General features: G+C 72.3%; 15 protein-coding genes. 13 read left to right on the top strand and 2 right to left on the bottom strand.

Translation table 11 applies throughout. The annotated features are described in order from the left end of the window. Positions 1-2 precede the first annotated feature (2 nt). The 13 genes from RI138_RS11020 to RI138_RS10960 all read left to right on the top strand — a co-directional run bounded on the left by RI138_RS11020 (position 3) and on the right by RI138_RS10960 (position 15936). Positions 3-989, top strand: coding sequence for a carbohydrate ABC transporter permease (locus RI138_RS11020; protein WP_311119766.1), 987 nt, complete (start codon positions 3-5; stop codon positions 987-989). Then, on the top strand, positions 986-1834 hold the full coding sequence (locus RI138_RS11015) for a carbohydrate ABC transporter permease (protein WP_096631017.1): 849 nt from the start codon (positions 986-988) through the stop codon (positions 1832-1834). Before RI138_RS11020 ends, RI138_RS11015 begins: the two co-directional genes overlap by 4 nt. Positions 1835-1838: 4 nt before the next feature. Beyond that, positions 1839-3488, top strand: coding sequence for a beta-N-acetylhexosaminidase (locus RI138_RS11010; RefSeq protein ID WP_311119765.1), 1650 nt, complete (start codon positions 1839-1841; stop codon positions 3486-3488). Between the two features lie 340 nt (positions 3489-3828). After that, positions 3829-4725: an FAD binding domain-containing protein gene (locus tag RI138_RS11005; protein WP_311119764.1), complete on the top strand. Its 897-nt coding sequence runs from the start codon at positions 3829-3831 to the stop codon at positions 4723-4725. After that, the gene (locus RI138_RS11000) at positions 4722-6392 is read left to right on the top strand and encodes a (2Fe-2S)-binding protein (RefSeq protein WP_311119763.1); all 1671 of its coding nucleotides are present in this window, start codon (positions 4722-4724) and stop codon (positions 6390-6392) included. Before RI138_RS11005 ends, RI138_RS11000 begins: the two co-directional genes overlap by 4 nt. 97 nt (positions 6393-6489) lie before the next feature. Continuing rightward, positions 6490-8841, top strand: coding sequence for a xanthine dehydrogenase family protein molybdopterin-binding subunit (locus RI138_RS10995; RefSeq protein WP_096631021.1), 2352 nt, complete (start codon positions 6490-6492; stop codon positions 8839-8841). Positions 8842-8978: 137 nt separating this feature from the next. Continuing rightward, positions 8979-9725 carry a hypothetical protein gene (locus RI138_RS10990; RefSeq protein ID WP_311119762.1) on the top strand — a complete coding sequence of 249 codons (747 nt, stop codon included), beginning with the start codon at positions 8979-8981 and terminating at the stop codon, positions 9723-9725. 204 nt (positions 9726-9929) lie between these two features. Further along, positions 9930-11429, top strand: coding sequence for an MFS transporter (locus tag RI138_RS10985; RefSeq protein WP_311119761.1), 1500 nt, complete (start codon positions 9930-9932; stop codon positions 11427-11429). A gap of 44 nt (positions 11430-11473) precedes the next feature. Then, a complete protein-coding gene (locus RI138_RS10980) occupies positions 11474-11671 on the top strand; it encodes a ribbon-helix-helix protein, CopG family (RefSeq protein ID WP_398864242.1) in 198 nt (65 codons plus the stop codon). Continuing rightward, positions 11671-12054, top strand: coding sequence for a type II toxin-antitoxin system death-on-curing family toxin (locus RI138_RS10975; protein WP_311119759.1), 384 nt, complete (start codon positions 11671-11673; stop codon positions 12052-12054). Before RI138_RS10980 ends, RI138_RS10975 begins: the two co-directional genes overlap by 1 nt. 156 nt (positions 12055-12210) lie before the next feature. After that, on the top strand, positions 12211-13995 hold the full coding sequence (locus tag RI138_RS10970; RefSeq protein WP_096631028.1) for a DEAD/DEAH box helicase: 1785 nt from the start codon (positions 12211-12213) through the stop codon (positions 13993-13995). 440 nt (positions 13996-14435) lie between these two features. Beyond that, positions 14436-15080 carry an IclR family transcriptional regulator gene (locus tag RI138_RS10965; protein ID WP_096631029.1) on the top strand — a complete coding sequence of 215 codons (645 nt, stop codon included), beginning with the start codon at positions 14436-14438 and terminating at the stop codon, positions 15078-15080. A gap of 67 nt (positions 15081-15147) precedes the next feature. Further along, on the top strand, positions 15148-15936 hold the full coding sequence (locus RI138_RS10960) for a S16 family serine protease (protein ID WP_311119758.1): 789 nt from the start codon (positions 15148-15150) through the stop codon (positions 15934-15936). On the opposite strand, the gene RI138_RS10955 is transcribed toward RI138_RS10960, so the two are convergent. Together RI138_RS10955 and RI138_RS10950 are read right to left on the bottom strand one after the other, a co-directional pair. Next, on the bottom strand, positions 15896-17218 hold the full coding sequence (locus tag RI138_RS10955) for an MFS transporter (protein ID WP_311119757.1): 1323 nt from the start codon (positions 17216-17218) through the stop codon (positions 15896-15898). The genes RI138_RS10960 and RI138_RS10955 overlap by 41 nt on opposite strands. A 25-nt stretch (positions 17219-17243) precedes the next feature. Beyond that, the gene (locus tag RI138_RS10950; protein WP_311119756.1) at positions 17244-17447 is read right to left on the bottom strand and encodes a hypothetical protein; all 204 of its coding nucleotides are present in this window, start codon (positions 17445-17447) and stop codon (positions 17244-17246) included. Positions 17448-17458: the final 11 nt, after the last annotated feature.

Here is a 17458-nt window from a genome sequence, read left to right as displayed (position 1 = left end):
CGATGACCACGCACACCACTCCGTACAAGGACCCGGCCGCGGGTACGTCCGCGGCGGGCGGCGGGACCGCACCCGCCCGCCCGCCCCGGCGCGGCCGGTCCGTGTCGCCCAGGGGGCACTCCGGCTGGACCCCCTGGCTCTATCTGCTGCCAGCCCTCGTCCTGCTCGCCGGACTGCTGGTCTACCCGATCTACCAGCTCGGCCTGATCTCGTTCCTGGAGTACACCCAGGCCCAGGTCAGCGGCGGCGAACCGACCACCTTCCAGGGCTTCGGCAACTACGCCACCCTCTTCAACGACAGCCAGTTCTGGCAGGTCCTGCTGGCCACCGTCCTCTTCGCCGCGGCCTGCGTGATCTCCACCCTGTTCGTCGGCTGCGCGCTGGCCGTCCTGCTCACCCGCATCCGCGCCCTGCCCCGGCTGGCGCTGATGATGGCCGCGCTCGGCGCCTGGGCGACCCCCGCGATCACCGGCTCCACCGTCTGGGTCTTCCTCTTCGACCCCGACTTCGGCCCGGTCAACAAGGTGCTCGGGCTCGGTGACTTCTCCTGGACGTACGGGCGCTACAGCGCCTTCGCACTGGTCCTCCTCGAAGTCCTGTGGTGCTCGTTCCCGTTCGTCATGGTCACCGTGTACGCGGGCATCCGGGCCATCCCCACCGAGGTGCTGGAGGCGGCCTCGCTGGACGGCGCCTCCCAGTGGCGGATCTGGCGCACCATCATGGCGCCGATGCTCAAGCCCATCCTGATCGTCGTCACCATCCAGTCGATCATCTGGGACTTCAAGGTCTTCACCCAGATCTACGTCATGACCAACGGCGGCGGCATCGCCGGACAGAACCTGGTGCTCAACGTGTACGCGTACCAGAAGGCGTTCGCGTCCTCGCAGTACAGCCTCGGATCGGCGATCGGCGTCGTGATGCTGGTGATCCTGCTGGCCGTCACGCTCGTCTATCTGCGCCTGGTGAGGCGTCAGGGGGAGGAACTGTGAGCGCACGCACCCTTCTGCGCGTCCGGCGGCCCGGCAGGCTGGCCGCCGAGGCCGCCGCCCTGCTCATCGCCGTCGCGGTCGCCTTCCCCCTCTACTGGATGGTGCTCTCCGCCTTCAAACCGGCCGGGGAGATCCAGTCCACCGAGGCCCGCCCCTGGACGCTGGCCCCCTCGCTCGACTCGTTCCGCCGGGTCTTCGAACAGCAGGACTTCGGGCGCTACTTCCTGAACAGCCTGCTGGTGGCGGGCACGGTCGTCATCGCCTCCGCGCTGATCGCCTTCCTGGCCGCCACCGCCGTGACCCGCTTCCGCTTCAAGTTCCGCACCACCCTGCTGATCATGTTCCTGGTCGCGCAGATGGTGCCGGTGGAGGCGCTGACCATCCCGCTGTTCTTCCTCATGCGGGACTTCGGCCAGCTGAACACGCTCGGCTCGCTGATCCTGCCGCACCTCGCCTTCTCGCTGCCGTTCGCCATCTGGATGCTGCGCGGCTTCGTCAAGGCCGTACCCGAAGCCCTGGAGGAGGCCGCCTACATCGACGGGGCCAGCCGCACCCGCTTCCTGTGGCAGATCCTCTTCCCGCTGGTCTTCCCGGGGCTCGTGGCGACGAGCGTCTTCTCCTTCATCACCACCTGGAACGACTTCCTGTTCGCGAAGTCGTTCATCATCAGCGACACCTCCCAGTCGACGCTGCCCATGGCGTTGCTGGTCTTCTTCAAGCCGGACGAGAACGACTGGGGAGGAATCATGGCCGCCTCGACGGTGATGACCATCCCCGTGCTCGTCTTCTTCGTACTCGTACAGCGACGCCTCGTCTCGGGACTGGGCGGAGCGGTTAAGGACTGACGTCATGACATCCGAGGACACGACGGCACTCGGCCTGATCCCCGCGCCGCGCAAGGTGAGCCGGGTGCCTCCCGGGCCGGGGCCGCACCCGCTGGACGAGGAGACCGTGCTCAGCGCCGGGCCGGGCGCCGAGGGCGTCGCCCGCTGGCTGCGGGCCACGGTCGGCGCGGCCACCGGACTGCCCCTGAGGGAGGGAACGGGCGACAACGGCATCGCCCTCTCGCTCGACGAGGCGCTCGCCCCCGAGGCGTACCGCGTCGTCGTCGACGGCCGCGCGATCCGCGTCGAGGGAGGCGGCGCGGCCGGCCTCTTCTGGGGGGCGCAGACCTTCCGTCAGCTTCTCGGCCCGGACGCCTTCCGGCGCGCGCCCATCGCCCAGGGGCGCACCTGGGAGGTCCCGATGGTGGTCATCGAGGACGAACCCCGCTTCCCCTGGCGCGGCCTGATGCTCGACGTGGCACGGCACTTCATGCCCAAGGACGACGTCCTGCGCTACCTCGACCTGCTGGCCGCCCACAAGCTGAACGTCTTCCACTTCCACCTCACCGACGACCAGGGCTGGCGCATCGAGATCAAGCGCTACCCGCGCCTGACCGAGACCGGCGCCTGGCGCTCACGCACCAAATACGGCCACCGGGCCTCCGAGCTGTGGGACGAGACCCCGCACGGCGGTTACTACACCCAGGACGACATCCGCGAGATCGTCGCCTACGCCGCCGAGCGGCATATCCGGGTCGTCCCCGAGATCGACGTCCCGGGCCACTCGCAGGCCGCCATCAGCGCATACCCCGAGCTGGGCAACACCGACGTCATCGACACCACCACCCTCTCCGTCTGGGACACCTGGGGCATCAACCCGAACGTACTCGCCCCCACTGACAACACCCTGCGCTTCTTCGAAGGCGTCCTCGAAGAAGTGCTGGAGCTGTTCCCCGCAGAGACCTCGCCGTTCGTCCACATCGGCGGCGACGAGTGCCCCAAGGACCAGTGGCAGCAGTCCCTCACCGCCAAGAACCAGATCGTCGACCTCGGCCTCAAGGACGAGGACGAACTCCAGTCGTGGTTCATCCGGCACTTCGACACCTGGCTCACCGAACGCGGCCGCCGCCTCATCGGCTGGGACGAGATCCTCGAAGGCGGCCTGCCCCCGAACGCGGCCGTCTCCTCCTGGCGCGGTTACGGAGGCGGCATCGCGGCCGCGGAGGCCGGGCACGACGTGGTGATGTGCCCCGAGCAGCAGGTGTATCTGGACCACCGTCAGGACGGCGGCCCCGACGAACCGATGCCCATCGGGTTCATCCGCACCCTGGAGGACGTCTACCGCTTCGAGCCCGTTCCGCCGGGCCTCTCCGAGGAGGCGACCCGTCACATCCTGGGCACCCAGGCCAATGTCTGGACCGAGGTGATGCAGACCCGGGCCCGCGTCGACTACCAGGTCTTCCCGCGCCTCGCGGCCTTCTCGGAGGTCGCCTGGTCCGCCCTGCCCGCCCCGGACGAGCGGGACTTCGCCGCCTTCGACGCCCGGATGGCGGCCCACTACGCCCGGCTCGACGCCCTGGGCGTCGACTACCGCCCGCCGGCCGGCCCCCTGCCGTGGCAGCGGCGCCCCGGCGTCCTCGGCCGACCGCTGGAGGGGCCGCCGCCGGTGGTCTGAGCGGGATGCGTTCCGAAGCGGCCGCCGCGGTCCCCACGACTGCGGCGGCCGCGGTGCGTCGCGGTCGGCCGCGGGGAACTGCCGGGAGCCGTCGGGGAACCAACCAGGGGGCGCGAACCGTATAAGTCGTACAAGCCTCGCTGAAGAGTGGCAATTCACCCTCTGCGTCGAAGAGGTGCGAAACCGGATCATCCCGCAGGTCAGGGACGGAAGCACCCTTCGCGGACCCTCGCGCCGGTCCGATCGGAAGATGTGCCAGAGTTGCCACGTCCGGGCTGTGAGCACGTACCGTACGGCGGAACAGGCGGGACAGCCGGGAGACCGGGAAGGGGCAGCTGGGTTGACCACGCACGCACCGCAGGCGATGCAGTCGGTGACGCTGCCGGCCTCGCTCGACGAGGCCGTGGCGGCACTCGGCGCCATGCCCGCAGCCGTTCCGGTTGCAGGGGGCACGGACCTGATGGCGGCCGTCAACAAGGGGCTTCTGCGTCCCTCGGGGCTGGTCGGCCTCGGCCGGATCAGCGAGCTGCGCGGCTGGCACTACCAGGACGGCCACGCACTGCTCGGCGCCGGTCTCACCCACGCCCGCATGGGGCGCCCCGACTTCGCCGCGCTCATCCCCGCCCTCGCCGCCTCCGCCCGCGCCGCGGGCCCGCCCCAGATCCGTAACGCCGGAACGCTCGGCGGGAACATCGCCACCTCCGCGCCCACCGGCGACGCCCTGCCGGTGCTGGCCGCGCTGGAGGCCGAGTTGGTCATCGCGGGCCCCGGTGGCGCCCGCCGTGAGATCCCCGTCTCGCACCTGCTGGCCGGGCGCGAGATGCTGGGCCCGGCCGAGCTGATCGGCTTCGTCCGCGTACCGCTGCTGCACGCCCCGCAGGTGTTCCTGAAGGCCACCGGTCGCACCGGACCCGGCCGCGCCACCGCCTCGGTCGCCATCGTGCTGGACCCGGCCCGTCGCGGGGTGCGCTGCGCGGTCGGCGCGATCGCCCCGATGCCGCTGCGCCCGCTGGAGGCGGAGCGCTGGATCGCCTCGCTGATCGACTGGGACGGGGAACGGGGCCTGGCCCCCGACGCGCTGGCCGCCTTCGGCGAGTACGTCGCGGCGGCCTGCATCCCGGACCACGCACCACCGGCCGACGGGTCAGAGGCCCCGCCGCTGTCCCCGGCCGTCCTGCACCTGCGGCGCACCGTCGCCGCGCTCGCCCGACGCGCGCTGGGGAGGGCACTGTCGTGAGCAATGAGGAACACCCCAACCAGCCCGGGCAGCAGGGCGGGCAGGACGGCTCCGCCGGGCCCGATCCGCGCTACGGGGGCTGGGAGCCGACGCCGCAGAGCGGCGAGTACGACGCCGACGCCACCGCGTTCGTCCAGCTTCCGCCGGAGGACCTGGCGAACATCCCGCTGGCCGCCCCCGGCCACGGGTACGTCCCGCCGATGATCCTGCCGCTGACCCCGGCCGCCGGTCTCGACCCGGCGGCGACGGGCAGCTGGGTGATCCAGACGCAGACCCAGCAGGCGCAGGCCGAGCAGCGGGCCCAGGAGGCCGCCGCCGCCCAGGAGTCCGGCGCGGTGCAGTGGCCCGAGCCGAACCGGCAGGACGGCTACACGGGCCCGTACCAGGACACGTCGCACGCCACGGCCCAGTGGAACTTCACGGAGGCCATCGCGGAGGTGGAGGCGGAACAACCGGCCGGGGAGGCCGCCCACCCGGGGCACGCCGACCTCGCGGGCCACACCGCCCCCACCGGCCACACGGGTCAGTGGACGATCCCGGTCGCGGACGGGGATCTCCCGGACGAATCGGGCGAGTTCCTGGCCTCGGCGCATACCCCGCAGTGGTACACCGACACCATGCCCCCGGCCACCCTGCCGGGCGGCGCTCCCGCCCCCTGGGCCGCACCGGAACCCCGACCGGAAGCGGAACGGGAACCGGAGCCGGAGCCGGAGGGCGTGACGCCGGACGGGGCTCCGACGGCGGAACACCCGACGCAGGCCCACCCCTCCGCTGCCACCGCCGAAGCAGTGGCAGCCCCCGAAGCAGCGGCAACGGCGGAAGCGGAAGCGGAGCCGGAGGCCGAAGGGGAGCCCGCCGCCCCGGACGCACCCACGGACGCGGACGCGCCCACGGGAGCCACTCGCGCCCCGGACACGGACGCTGACGTTGACGCACCCCCGGGCGTCACCCAGAACGCGCTTACGGACGCCACCCAGGACGCACCCGCGGACGCCACCCAGGACGCGGCTGCGGACGCTGCCCAGGTGCCCGAGGCCCCCGCCCCCTCCGCCGCGGCACATCCCCCCGCCCCGAGCGAGCACCCCTCCGCCTCCTACGTCCTGCACGTGAACGGCATGGACCGCCCGGTCAGCGACGCCTGGATCGGGGAGTCGCTGCTCTACGTGCTGCGCGAGCGGCTCGGCCTCGCCGGGGCCAAGGACGGCTGCTCGCAGGGCGAGTGCGGCGCGTGCAACGTGCAAGTGGACGGCCGTCTGGTCGCCTCCTGTCTGGTCCCCGCGGCCACCACGGCGGGCAGCGAGGTGCGCACGGTCGAAGGGCTCGCCGTCGACGGCGAGCCGTCCGACGTCCAGCGCGCCCTGTCCGCCTGCGGAGCCGTCCAGTGCGGTTTCTGCATCCCCGGCATGGCCATGACCGTCCACGACCTCCTGGAGGGCAACCACGCCCCCAGCGAGCTGGAGACCCGGCAGGCCCTCTGCGGCAACCTGTGCCGCTGCTCCGGCTACCGGGGCGTGCTCGACGCGGTCGCCGATGTCGTCGCGGCCCGCGAGGCGAGCGCGGAGGCGGCGGCTCCGGCCCCGGACGAGGCGCGCATCCCGCATCAGGCCGAGCCGGGCGCCGGCGGCGTACAGCAGCAGCCGTACCCTCACGAGGGGGAAGCGCTGTGAGGCACGCCCGAGGCCCAGCCGTACAGCAGAACCACCCCGCGACCCCAGGGCCCGCTCCCCGCCGCCGCACCGGCGGGGCGAACGACAAGGAGGCGGCGTGAGCGGCGACGCGGCCACCGCGGCCAACGCGACCAGCACCAGCCTGCCCAGGATCGACGCGATGAGCGGCGGCGGCCCGGACCAGGACCAGGAGCAGCCCCAGCTCGGCCTGGGGGCCTCGCTGCCCGCCGCCGACACCCGGGCGAAGACCGAGGGCACCTTCCCGTACGCCGCGGACCTCTGGGCCGAGGGCCTGCTGTGGGCCTCCGTGCTGCGCTCCCCGCACCCGCACGCGCGGATCCTGTCCATCGACACCTCCGCCGCCGTCGCGATGCCCGGGGTGCGCGCGGTCGTCACGCACGAGGACGTGCCGGGGGACAGCAGCTACGGCCGCCATGTCGTGGACCGCCCGGTGTTCGCCTCCGAGCTGGTCCGCCACCACGGCGAGCCGATCGCCGCCGTAGCCGCCGACCACCCGGACACCGCGCGCCTGGCGGCCGCCGCCATCGCGGTCGAGTACGAGGTGCTGGAGCCGGTCACGGACCCGGAGAAGGCGTTCGCGGCGGAGCCCCTGCACCCCGACGGCAACCTGATCCGGCACATCCCCCTGCGCTACGGCGACGCGGAGGCGACCGGCGAGGTCATCGTCGAGGGCCTCTACCGCATCGGCCGCCAGGACCCGGCCCCGATCGGGGCGGAGGCCGGGCTCGCCGTGCCCCGCCCGGACGGGGGCGTCGAGATCTACACGGCCTCCACCGACCCGCACACCGACCGCGACCTGGCCGCCGCCTGCTTCGGCCTGGAGCCGGACCGGGTGAAGGTCGTCGTCACCGGAGTGCCGGGCGCCACCGGCGACCGGGAGGACCCCGGCTTCCAGATCCCGCTGGGCCTGCTCGCCCTGCGCACCGGCTGCCCGGTGAAGCTGGCCGCCACCCGCGAGGAGTCCTTCCTCGGCCACACCCACCGCCACCCGACCCTCCTGCGCTACCGCCACCACGCGGACGCGGAGGGCCGGCTGGTCAAGGTGGAGGCCCAGATCCTGCTGGACGCGGGCGCGTACGCCGACTCCTCCTCCGAATCGCTCGCCGCCGCGGTGGCCTTCGCCTGCGGCCCGTACGTGGTCCCGCACGCCTTCATCGAGGGCTGGGCGGTCCGCACGAACAACCCGCCCTCCGGTCACGTACGCGGTGAGGGCGCGATGCAGGTCTGCGCGGCGTACGAGGGCCAGATGGACAAGCTGGCCGCGAAGCTGGGCATCGACCCGGCCGAACTCCGCCTGCGCAACGCCTTGTCGACGGGTGACATCCTGCCCACGGGCCAGACGGTGACCTGCCCGGCCCCGGTGGCCGAACTGCTCCGAGCGGTCCGCGACCACCCCCTCCCGTCCCTCCCCAAGGACACCCCGGAGGAGGACTGGCTGCTGCCGGGCGGACCCGAGGGCGCGGGGGAGCCCGGGGCGGTGCGCCGGGGCGTGGGCTACGGCGTGGGCATGGTCCACATGCTCGGCGCCGAGGGCACGGACGAGGTCTCGACGGCCACGGTCCGGGTGCACGACGGCGTGGCCACGGTGATCTGCGCGGCGGTCGAGACGGGCCAGGGCTTCACCACCCTCGCCCGCCAGATCGTCCAGGAGACCCTGGGCGTCGAAGAGGTCCACGTGGCGGCGGTGGACACCGACCAACCGCCCGCGGGCCCGGCGACGCACGGCCGCCACACCTGGGTGTCGGGCGGGGCGGTGGAGCGGGCGGCGAAGATGGTCCGCACCCAGCTCCTCCAGCCGCTGGCCCACAAGTTCGGCATGTCCACGGAGCTGCTCCAGATCGCCGACGGCAAGATCACTTCCTACGACGGGGTCCTGTCCACCACCGTCATGGAGGCGATGGACGGCAAGGAACTCTGGGCCACCGCCCAGTGCCGCCCCCACCCCACGGAACCCCTCGACGAGTCCGGCCAGGGCGACGCGTTCGTCGGCCTCGCGTTCTGCGCGGTACGGGCGGTGGTCGACGTCGACATCGAGCTCGGCTCCGTCCGCGTGGTCGAGGTGGCGGTCGCCCAGGACGTCGGCCGCGTCCTGAACCCGGCCCAGCTGGCGATCCGCATCGAGGCGGGCATCACCCAGGGCATCGGCGCTGCCCTCACCGAGAACCTCCGCACCGCCCGAGGCATCGTCCGCCACCCCGACCTGACCGGCTACGCGCTCCCGACCTCCCTGGACGCCCCCGACATCCGCATCGTCAAGCTGGTCGAGGAACGCGACGTGGTAGCCCCCTTCGGCGCCAAGCCCGCCTCCGCCGTCCCGGTCGTCACCACCCCGGCGGCCGTGGCCTCAGCGGTCCGCTCCGCGACGGGCCGCCCGGTGAACCGACTCCCCATCAGGCCTCAGGCGGCGGTGGCGACGCCGAAGGGCTGAGGGCAGGCCGCCGACCACCGGCTCAGTACGATGCGCGTGACGTTCTGAGCCCCGCCGAAGGCTTGTGCCGTCGTTGATCGAGGGGAGCGGCCAGGCGTGCTTTCCGACCGTCGTTGATCCAGGGGGAGTGGCCAGGCGTGATTTCCGAGCCGGAGCTGGTGGGGGAGTTCGAACCGGGTGCGCCCGCGGAGGCGGTGAGCGGGTTCGACCGCGAGCCCGCATCCGGGCGGCGGCGCGGGGCGGGGCTGCTGTGGGGGCTGGGCGGAGCGGTCGTCGCCTCCGCGGTGTGGGCGGCGGCGGTGTTCACGTACGGTTTCGGTGACGGGAAGCCGGATCTGCGGGGGTACCGGCTGGGGGAGGAGCCCTGTGCCGCGATGAAGCTCACTGCGCTCTCCGGCGCCGCCGGAAAGGCGGAAGACGGCCCGTCCGAGCAGCCGGGGCGGATCGAGCATCCTGCCGTCGACCGCGTCGACTGCGCGGTCTCGCTCACTCCCTTCGAGGCCCCCGAGGAGGACGCGGCGGCCGGGTGGTCCGTCCAGCTCTATGTCCCGATGAGGATCGAGCTGCACAAGGAGACCGATCCGGGGCCCGAGTTCGAGGCGCTGATCAAGGAGAGGGACCCCTTCGGGACCGAGGTCGTCAAGGCGGAGAGGATTCCCGATCTCGGGGACAGCGCCTATCTGGTGACGATGGACGACGATTCCTCGCAGGTGTCCGTGCTGGACGGCGGCGCTGTCATCACGCTGGGCATATCCGTCTCGACGTTGTACGACGGTGAGGGTGACGACGGCCCGGACAGCGGGCCCGTCCTTCCCGAGCTCTCTCCGTACCAAGGCGCGCTGATCAGCGACGTGCGCGAGGTGATCGACGCGCTCAAGGCGTGAGCGGCGCCCCACGCGTGTGCGTACGCGGAGGTGGCCGCGCCCGCGCGAGGGGCGACCACTTCCGCCCGCTCAGGGAATCCTGCCGGGACGCGATGCGACTGCCCTACGCCGTTCGTGTCCGGCCCGGGACCTACGACCAAGGGCCGAGGGCCGGACCATATATCGACAGGGTTCAAACCGAGTTATGCCCCTTACTCTGGGGCGATGACCGCCCTCGAACCACATGACGGCACCGACGCCGCACGCCCCGCGCCCAGCGATGACCTGCCCTCCGGCCCGCCGCCCCGCCTCCCCGTCGGCGCGGACGGCGAAGGGGTTCTGGGGCGCACCTACCGGGCGCTCAGCATCGGCATCGTCTCCGTGGTGTTCCTCATCGCGTTCGAGGCGACGGCGGTCGGTACGGCCATGCCGGTCGCCGCACGGGAGCTGAACGGCATCCCGCTCTACGCGTTCGCCTTCTCCGCGTACTTCACCACCAGCCTCTTCGCCATGGTCCTCTCCGGGCAGTGGGCCGACCGGCGCGGGCCGCTCCAGCCGCTGGCCACCGGGATCACCGCGTTCGGCGCCGGGCTGCTGCTCTCCGGGGCGGCGGGCAGCATGTGGGTCTTCATCGCGGGGCGGGCGGTCCAGGGGCTCGGCGGCGGGCTGGTGATCGTCGCGCTGTACGTGGTCATCGGGCGGGCCTACCCCGAGCGCATCCGGCCCGCCATCCTCGCCGCCTTCGCCGCGAGCTGGGTGATCCCCTCCGTCGTCGGGCCGCTCGCCTCCGGAACGGTGACCGAGCACCTCGGCTGGCGCTGGGTCTTCGCCGGCATCCCCGTGCTCGTGGTGATCCCACTGGCCCTGGCGCTCCCGGCGATCCGGCGGATGGCCTCCGGGCCCGCGGACCCGGCCGCCGCGGCCGCACCGTACGACCGCCGCCGCATCCGGCTCGCGCTCGGGATCTCGGCGGGGGCGGGGCTGCTCCAGTACGCCGGGCAGGAGCTGAACTGGCTCGCCCTGCTGCCCGCCGCGCTCGGCGTCGCCCTGCTGGTGCCCGCCGTACGGGGGCTGCTGCCCACCGGCACCGTACGGGCCGGGCGCGGGCTGCCCTCGGTGGTGCTGCTGCGCGGGGTCGCCGCCGGGTCGTTCATCGCCGCCGAGTCCTTCGTACCGCTGATGCTGGTCACCCAGCGGGGGCTGTCCCCGACGCTGGCCGGGCTCTCGCTGGCCGTGGGCGGGGCGACCTGGGCGCTCGGTTCGTACGTACAGTCCCGGCCGCGCATGGAGCCGCACCGGGAGCGGCTGATGGTCGGTGGCATGGTGCTGGTCGCCGCCTCGATCGCGGCGGCGCCCTCCGTACTGATCGACGCCGTCCCCGTCTGGATCGTCGCCGTCGCCTGGGCCTTCGGCTGCTTCGGGATGGGCATGGTCATCGCCTCCACCAGCGTGCTCCTGCTGAAGCTGTCGGCCCCCGAGGACGCGGGCTCCAACTCCGCCGCCCTCCAGATCTCCGACGGGCTCTCCAACGTGCTGCTCCTGGCGACCGGCGGCGCCGCCTTCGCCGCGCTCGGGGGCGGGGCGATGGGGGCGGCCGCGCACGGGGCCGCGGTGGGGGCGGGGGCCTCGGGCTCGCACCCGGCGGCGTTCGCCGCCGTGTTCCTGCCGATGGCGGGGGTGGCGGTGGTGGGGGCCTGGGTGGCGACCCGGGTGCGGGAGAGGTAGTGGTACTGCTTTGACCCCATGGGTGGTACCGTTCTGGTATGGCCATGAACCTGCGTCTCCGTGACGACCAGACCGAAGCCCTCAAGCAGCGTGCTGAGCAGGAGGGGCGGAGCATGCACGCCATAGTGCTTCAGGCCATCGACCGCTATCTGGAGGTCGAGGCCGACCGGGAGTCGGTTCGCCGGCTCGGTGCGAAGTACGCGGTGCGCCACGCTGATCTGCTGCGGAGGCTGGGGGAGTAGTGAAATACCTGACGGTTCAGGAAGTCCTGGACCTGGCGGAGCTCGCCTGCGGGGGGCAGCAGGTCGCGGTGCGCGACCTGGGGTTGCTCAGCTCGGCGGTTCATCGGCCGCAGTCGCAGATGTTCGGTGTCGAGGCGTACACGGACCTGTTCCAGAAGACCGCCGGGCTGTTGCAGTCCCTGGCTGTGAACCACCCGCTTGTTGACGGCAACAAGCGTATGGCGTGGATGTCCACGGTCGTGTTCCTCGACATCAACGGGGCCGACATGGTGGAGGTCGACCAGGACGAGGCGTACAAACTCGTCATCGAAGTGGCCATGGGCAGCCTTGAGGACGTGGACCAGATCGCAGGGCGGCTGAGAGCGCTGCACGACGCGATGTGAGCACGGTCTCGTCGGGCTTCGGCGCGGCTTGTTCGTAGCGGGTTTCAACCGGCCCCCCGGTAAGGTGGCCCGGTTGTCGTATCGCGGGCGAGGTCCATCGGGACCGCTCCCGGGCCGGCAGCGCCCCACGTACCCGAGAGCCCCGAACCGGAGACCGTGACTACTACCACCGCCTCCCACCACCTCTCACCCGCCTTTCCCGGCCGCGCCCCCTGGGGCACGGCGGGCAAGCTGCGAGCCTGGCAGCAGGGCGCCATGGAGAGGTACGTCCAGGAGCAGCCGCGCGACTTCCTCGCCGTCGCGACGCCCGGCGCCGGCAAGACCACGTTCGCGCTGACCCTCGCCTCATGGCTGCTGCACCACCATGTCGTCCAGCAGGTCACCGTGGTGGCCCCGACCGAGCACCTCAAGAAGCAGTGGGCGGAGGCGGCCGCCCGGATAGGGATCAAGCTCGACCCGGACTACAGCGCCGGTCCGCTCAGCAAGGAGTACCACGGCGTCGCCGTGACGTACGCCGGTGTCGGCGTACGGCCGATGCTGCACCGCAACCGCTGCGAGCAGCGCAAGACGCTCGTGATCCTCGACGAGATCCACCACGCCGGTGACTCGAAGTCCTGGGGCGAGGCCTGCCAGGAGGCGTTCGACCCGGCGACCCGGCGGCTCGCGCTGACCGGTACGCCGTTCCGCTCGGACACCAACCCGATCCCCTTCGTCGCGTACGAGGAGGGCAACGACGGCATCCGCCGGTCCTCGGCCGACTACACCTACGGGTACGGGAACGCCCTGGCCGACGGCGTCGTCCGCCCCGTGATCTTCCTCAGCTACAGCGGCAACATGCGCTGGCGCACCAAGGCCGGGGACGAGATCGCCGCCCGGCTCGGTGAGCCGATGACCAAGGACGCCATCGGGCAGGCCTGGCGGACCGCGCTCGCGCCGACCGGGGAGTGGATTCCCAACGTGCTCGCCGCCGCCGACAAGCGGCTCACCGAGGTCCGCAAGGGCATCCCCGACGCGGGCGGGCTCGTCATCGCGACGGACCAGGAGTCGGCGCGCGCGTACGCCAAGATCCTCAAGAAGGTCACCGGGGAGTCCGCGACCGTCGTCCTCTCCGACGAGAAGGCCGCCTCGAAGAAGATCGACCGGTTCAGCGCCGACGAGTCGCGCTGGATGGTCGCCGTCCGCATGGTGTCCGAGGGCGTCGACGTGCCGCGCCTGGCCGTCGGCGTCTACGCGACCACGATCTCGACCCCCCTCTTCTTCGCCCAGGCCGTCGGGCGCTTCGTGCGCTCCCGCCGCCGCGGCGAGACCGCCTCCGTCTTCCTGCCGACCATCCCGATGCTCCTCGACTTCGCCAACGAGATGGAGGTCGAGCGCGACCACGTCCTCGACAAGCCGAAGAAGGGCAGCGACGAGGAGAACCCCTTCGCCGAGGAGGACCAGCTCCTCGCCGACGCCGAGAAGCTGGAGGACGAGGAGACCGAGGACCAGCTGCCCTTCGAGGCCCTGGAGTCCGACGCGGTCTTCGACCGGGTGCTGTACGACGGCGCCGAGTTCGGCATGCAGGCCCACCCCGGCAGCGAGGAGGAGCAGGACTACCTGGGCATCCCCGGGCTTCTCGAACCGGACCAGGTGCAGCTTCTCCTTCAGAAGCGGCAGAGCCGGCAGATCGCGCACAGCCGCCAGAAGCCGGCCCAGGAGGCCGACCTCCTGGAGAAGCCCGCCGAGGCGCGGCCCGTCGTCACCCACAAGCAGCTTCTGAGCCTGCGCAAGCAGCTCAATACGATGGTCTCCGCCTACACCCACCAGAGCGGCAAGCCCCACGGTGTCATCCACACCGAGCTGCGCCGCGTGTGCGGCGGCCCGCCGAGCGCCGAGGCGACCGCGGGCCAGATCCAGCAGCGCATCGCCAAGGTCCAGGAGTGGGCGACCCGGATGACGTGACGGGCCCCCGGCCGGCACCGCGTCGGCCCGTACGGAGAGGCACTCTCCGTACGGGCCGAGTGCGTTCGCGGGAAATTTCTGCCGTGGCCGTTGACGTGCTGTTAACGCTGGTTCACCTGCGTGGGTGGCCGTGTCGCATCGGTGTCGTGACACGTTAACGCGCGTAGATGTTCGCTTTCCGGACGCCGTCCCGCTGACCGGTGCTTATGCGCGGGCGGTACCGGGGCCCCGTATCCGGAGACCGGATTCTGGACGAGGACTTCCGCTGAGCGGACCGGCTCGCTACTGTCCCCGCCATATGAACGCCCCGTGGCAACGCCGCCGCGGAGCGCAGCCGGTGCCTTGCCAGACCGGCGGCCTCTCCGTGCGTTGCCGCTGGGACCGGCGTCGCAACCCCCGGAGCCGGCCGTCGTCGCTCACCCCGAAGAGGAGAGGGCGTCGTGACAGCGGAGACTTCCCAGACGCTCGACCGAGGACTGCGCGTCCTCAAACTGCTCGCCGACACCGATCACGGACTGACCGTCACCGAGTTGTCCAACAAACTCGGTGTCAACCGGACCGTCGTCTACCGTCTGCTCGCCACCCTGGAGCAGCACGCCCTGGTACGCCGCGACCTGGGCGGCCGCGCCCGGGTCGGCCTCGGTGTGCTGCGGCTCGGCCGACAGGTGCACCCGCTCGTCCGGGAGGCCGCGCTCCCCGCGCTGCGCTCCCTGGCCGAGGACATAGGGGCCACCGCCCACCTCACCCTCGTCGACGGCAGCGACGCCCTCGCGGTCGCCGTCGTCGAGCCCACCTGGACCGACTACCACGTGGCCTACCGGGCCGGATTCCGTCACCCGCTGGACCGGGGCGCGGCGGGCCGGGCCATCCTGTCCGCCCGGCAGACGACGGATTCCGGCCACCCCGGCTACACTCTCACCCACGGCGAACTAGAAGCCGGCGCCAGCGGGGCTGCCGCGCCCCTGATCGGGGTCTCGGGCGTGGAGGGCAGCGTCGGCGTGGTCATGCTCGCCGACGCCGTACCGGAACGTGTCGGACCCCGCGTGCTCGACGCCGCCCGGGAAGTGGCCGACGCGCTGCGTTAGGGCCGGGTCGACGGGGAGACGTACGCCTGGCGCGTTTCCGCCAGGGCGCGCCGGTTAGATTGGGTGCGTGCTCACTCGTCTCTCGCGCCTCCGCGCGCTCGCTCTCTGCGCGCTGCCCGTCCTCGCCCTGTTCGGTACGGCGGCCCTCGCGCCGCTCCCGTTCACCCTGGCGCGGGCCGGCGTGACCGCGGACGTGCTCGGCGAGGACGGCGGCCGACCGGTGATCACCATCACCGGCGCGGAGACCCGGGCCACCGAGGGGCAGCTGCGGATGACCACGATCCTCGCCACCGGGCCGAAGGCGGACGTCCGCATCGGCTCGGTGATCGATGGCTGGTTCCGTACGGACCGGGCGGTCATGCCCCGGGACTCCGTCTACCCCACCGGCGGCTCCGAGAAGGAGATCGAGCAGCACAATCTGAACGACATGAAGGAGTCGCAGAACGTCGCCGTCGACGCCGCCCTGAACTACCTGGACCGCGAGCCCGGGTCGATGCGGGTCGACGTCGACCTCGGTGACATCGGTGGTCCGAGCGCCGGTCTCTTGCTCTCCCTCGGCATCATCGACAAGCTCGTCGGTGACGGCTCCGGCGGCGATCTGACCGGCGGCCGGACCATCGCCGGTACGGGGACGATCAGCGCGGACGGCAAGGTCGGCGCGGTCGGCGGGGTGTCCATGAAGACGCAGGGCGCCCACCGCGACGGGGCGACCGTCTTTCTCGTGCCGAAGGCCGAGTGCCGGGAGGCGGAGGCGGAGCGGCCCGAGGGGCTGCGGCTGATCCCCGTCACGACGCTGGGCGGCGCGGTGGACTCGCTCAAGGCGCTGGAGAAGGGCGGGAAGGTTCCGAGCTGCTGACCCCGCCGATCCCGCTGCCGACCCCGTCGGCCGCGCCGGTCCCTCCGGCCTTCACCAGCGGCGGGTCGTCCAGCGTCCGCCAGGACGGGAACACCAGCGGGCTCAGCGTGGCCAGCAGGTACACCCCGCCCATCGCCAGCAGCGCCCCCGTCGCGCCCGCGCCCTCCACCAGCAACCCGGCCACGAGACCGCCCACCGGCATGGCGAACTCGCAGCCCGCGGTCAGCGCCCCCGAGACCCGGCTCCGCAGCCGGTCGGGTACGCGTTCGTAGAGCACCGTCGTCAGGATCGGGTTCAGCACGCCGCCCGCGATACCGCCGAGCAGCATGGTCACCGCCAGCGGCGGTGTCGTCCCGGTCACCGCGGCGACCAGGAACCTCGGCACACCGCACAGGATCACGCACACCGTGAACACCGCCCGCCGCGGGAAGCGGTGCCCCACCGCCCCGTACAGCAGGGCCCCCGTCAGCCCGCCCGCCCCGAACAGTGCGGTCAGCAGCCCGATGTCCCGTGCCCCGCCCAGCTCGGTCCCGGCGTGCACGGGGAGAAGGACCGCGTGCCATCCCTGGTCCGTGCCGTTCATGAACATCACCATGACCACGATCGCCAGCAGCAGCCGGTCGCCCAGCACGTGGGCATACCCCTCGCGGAGCTCGGTGCCGTACGCGCGCAGCGAGACGGGCGTCTCGGCCGTGCGCGGTTCGGCCGCGCGGACACCCCGTACGCCGACGGAGATCAGCAGGGCGGACAGGGCGAACGTCGCCGCGTCCAGCAGGAGGACCGTCTCCGCGCCGACGAAGGCGATGAGGACGCCCGCCAGGGCCGCGCCGACCATCCGCGCCCCGCGCGACACCGCGTCGAAGAGGCTGGCGGCCCGGGGGAGCGTGGTTCCCGCGTGCTCGGCGAGGTCGGGGATCATGACGTAGCGCGCGGTGTTGCCCGGGGTGTGGGCGAACCCGTTGAGCGCCATCAGCGCGCACAGCAGCCAGAAGTCGAGGGCGTCGGCGAAGTGCAGCAGCGGGATCGCCGCGATGGCCGACGCGCAGACGACGTCGGAGGCGATGGCGATCCGGCGGCGGCCGATCCGGTCGATGACCGGTCCGCCGACGAGCGCGGCGAGGACGATCGGCAGGGTCGCGCAGAAGGCGACGACACCCGCCCGGCCCGCACTGCCGGTGGTCTCCAGGACGAACCACGGCACCCCGATCAGGGTGAGCGAAGTCCCGGCGGTGGAAATGGAGTTGGCCGCGAGCGTGGCGGCGAGCGGGGCGCGGTGCCCCATGGTCGTACCTCCCCCGAGTCCGGTGTTACGCCGTGCGGAATGCGGCGGCCGGAGGGGTGCTCCGGGTCGTCAGCCGCAAGCCCACCTCGACCAGGGTCCAGCCGATCCGGCTGCGGAGGCCCATGCGGGGGATCTGGAAATCCGCCGCCCCGGAGTCGAACTTCGCTGCCTCTGTGTGGAGTTCGACCGCCCGGGTGGCGTGCAGGACGTGGTGGATGTCGGAGTGCATGAGTAATTCCC

Source organism: Streptomyces durocortorensis (assembly GCF_031760065.1).
Taxonomy (GTDB): domain Bacteria; phylum Actinomycetota; class Actinomycetes; order Streptomycetales; family Streptomycetaceae; genus Streptomyces.
The sequence above is the reverse complement of the archived record's forward strand: the minus strand, read 5'-3'. Positions and strand labels throughout refer to the sequence as shown.

What these genes read in the sequence shown, in the direction of transcription:
- RI138_RS11020 (WP_311119766.1), top strand. Translation starts at nt 3, where the DNA reads ATGACCACGCACACCACTCCGTACAAGGACCCGGCCGCGGGTACGTCC.
- RI138_RS11010 (WP_311119765.1), top strand. Translation starts at nt 1,839, where the DNA reads ATGACATCCGAGGACACGACGGCACTCGGCCTGATCCCCGCGCCGCGC.
- RI138_RS10985 (WP_311119761.1), top strand. Translation starts at nt 9,930, where the DNA reads ATGACCGCCCTCGAACCACATGACGGCACCGACGCCGCACGCCCCGCG.
- RI138_RS10980 (WP_398864242.1), top strand. Translation starts at nt 11,474, where the DNA reads ATGAACCTGCGTCTCCGTGACGACCAGACCGAAGCCCTCAAGCAGCGT.
- RI138_RS10955 (WP_311119757.1), bottom strand. Translation starts at nt 17,218, where the DNA reads ATGGGGCACCGCGCCCCGCTCGCCGCCACGCTCGCGGCCAACTCCATT.
- RI138_RS10950 (WP_311119756.1), bottom strand. Translation starts at nt 17,447, where the DNA reads ATGCACTCCGACATCCACCACGTCCTGCACGCCACCCGGGCGGTCGAA.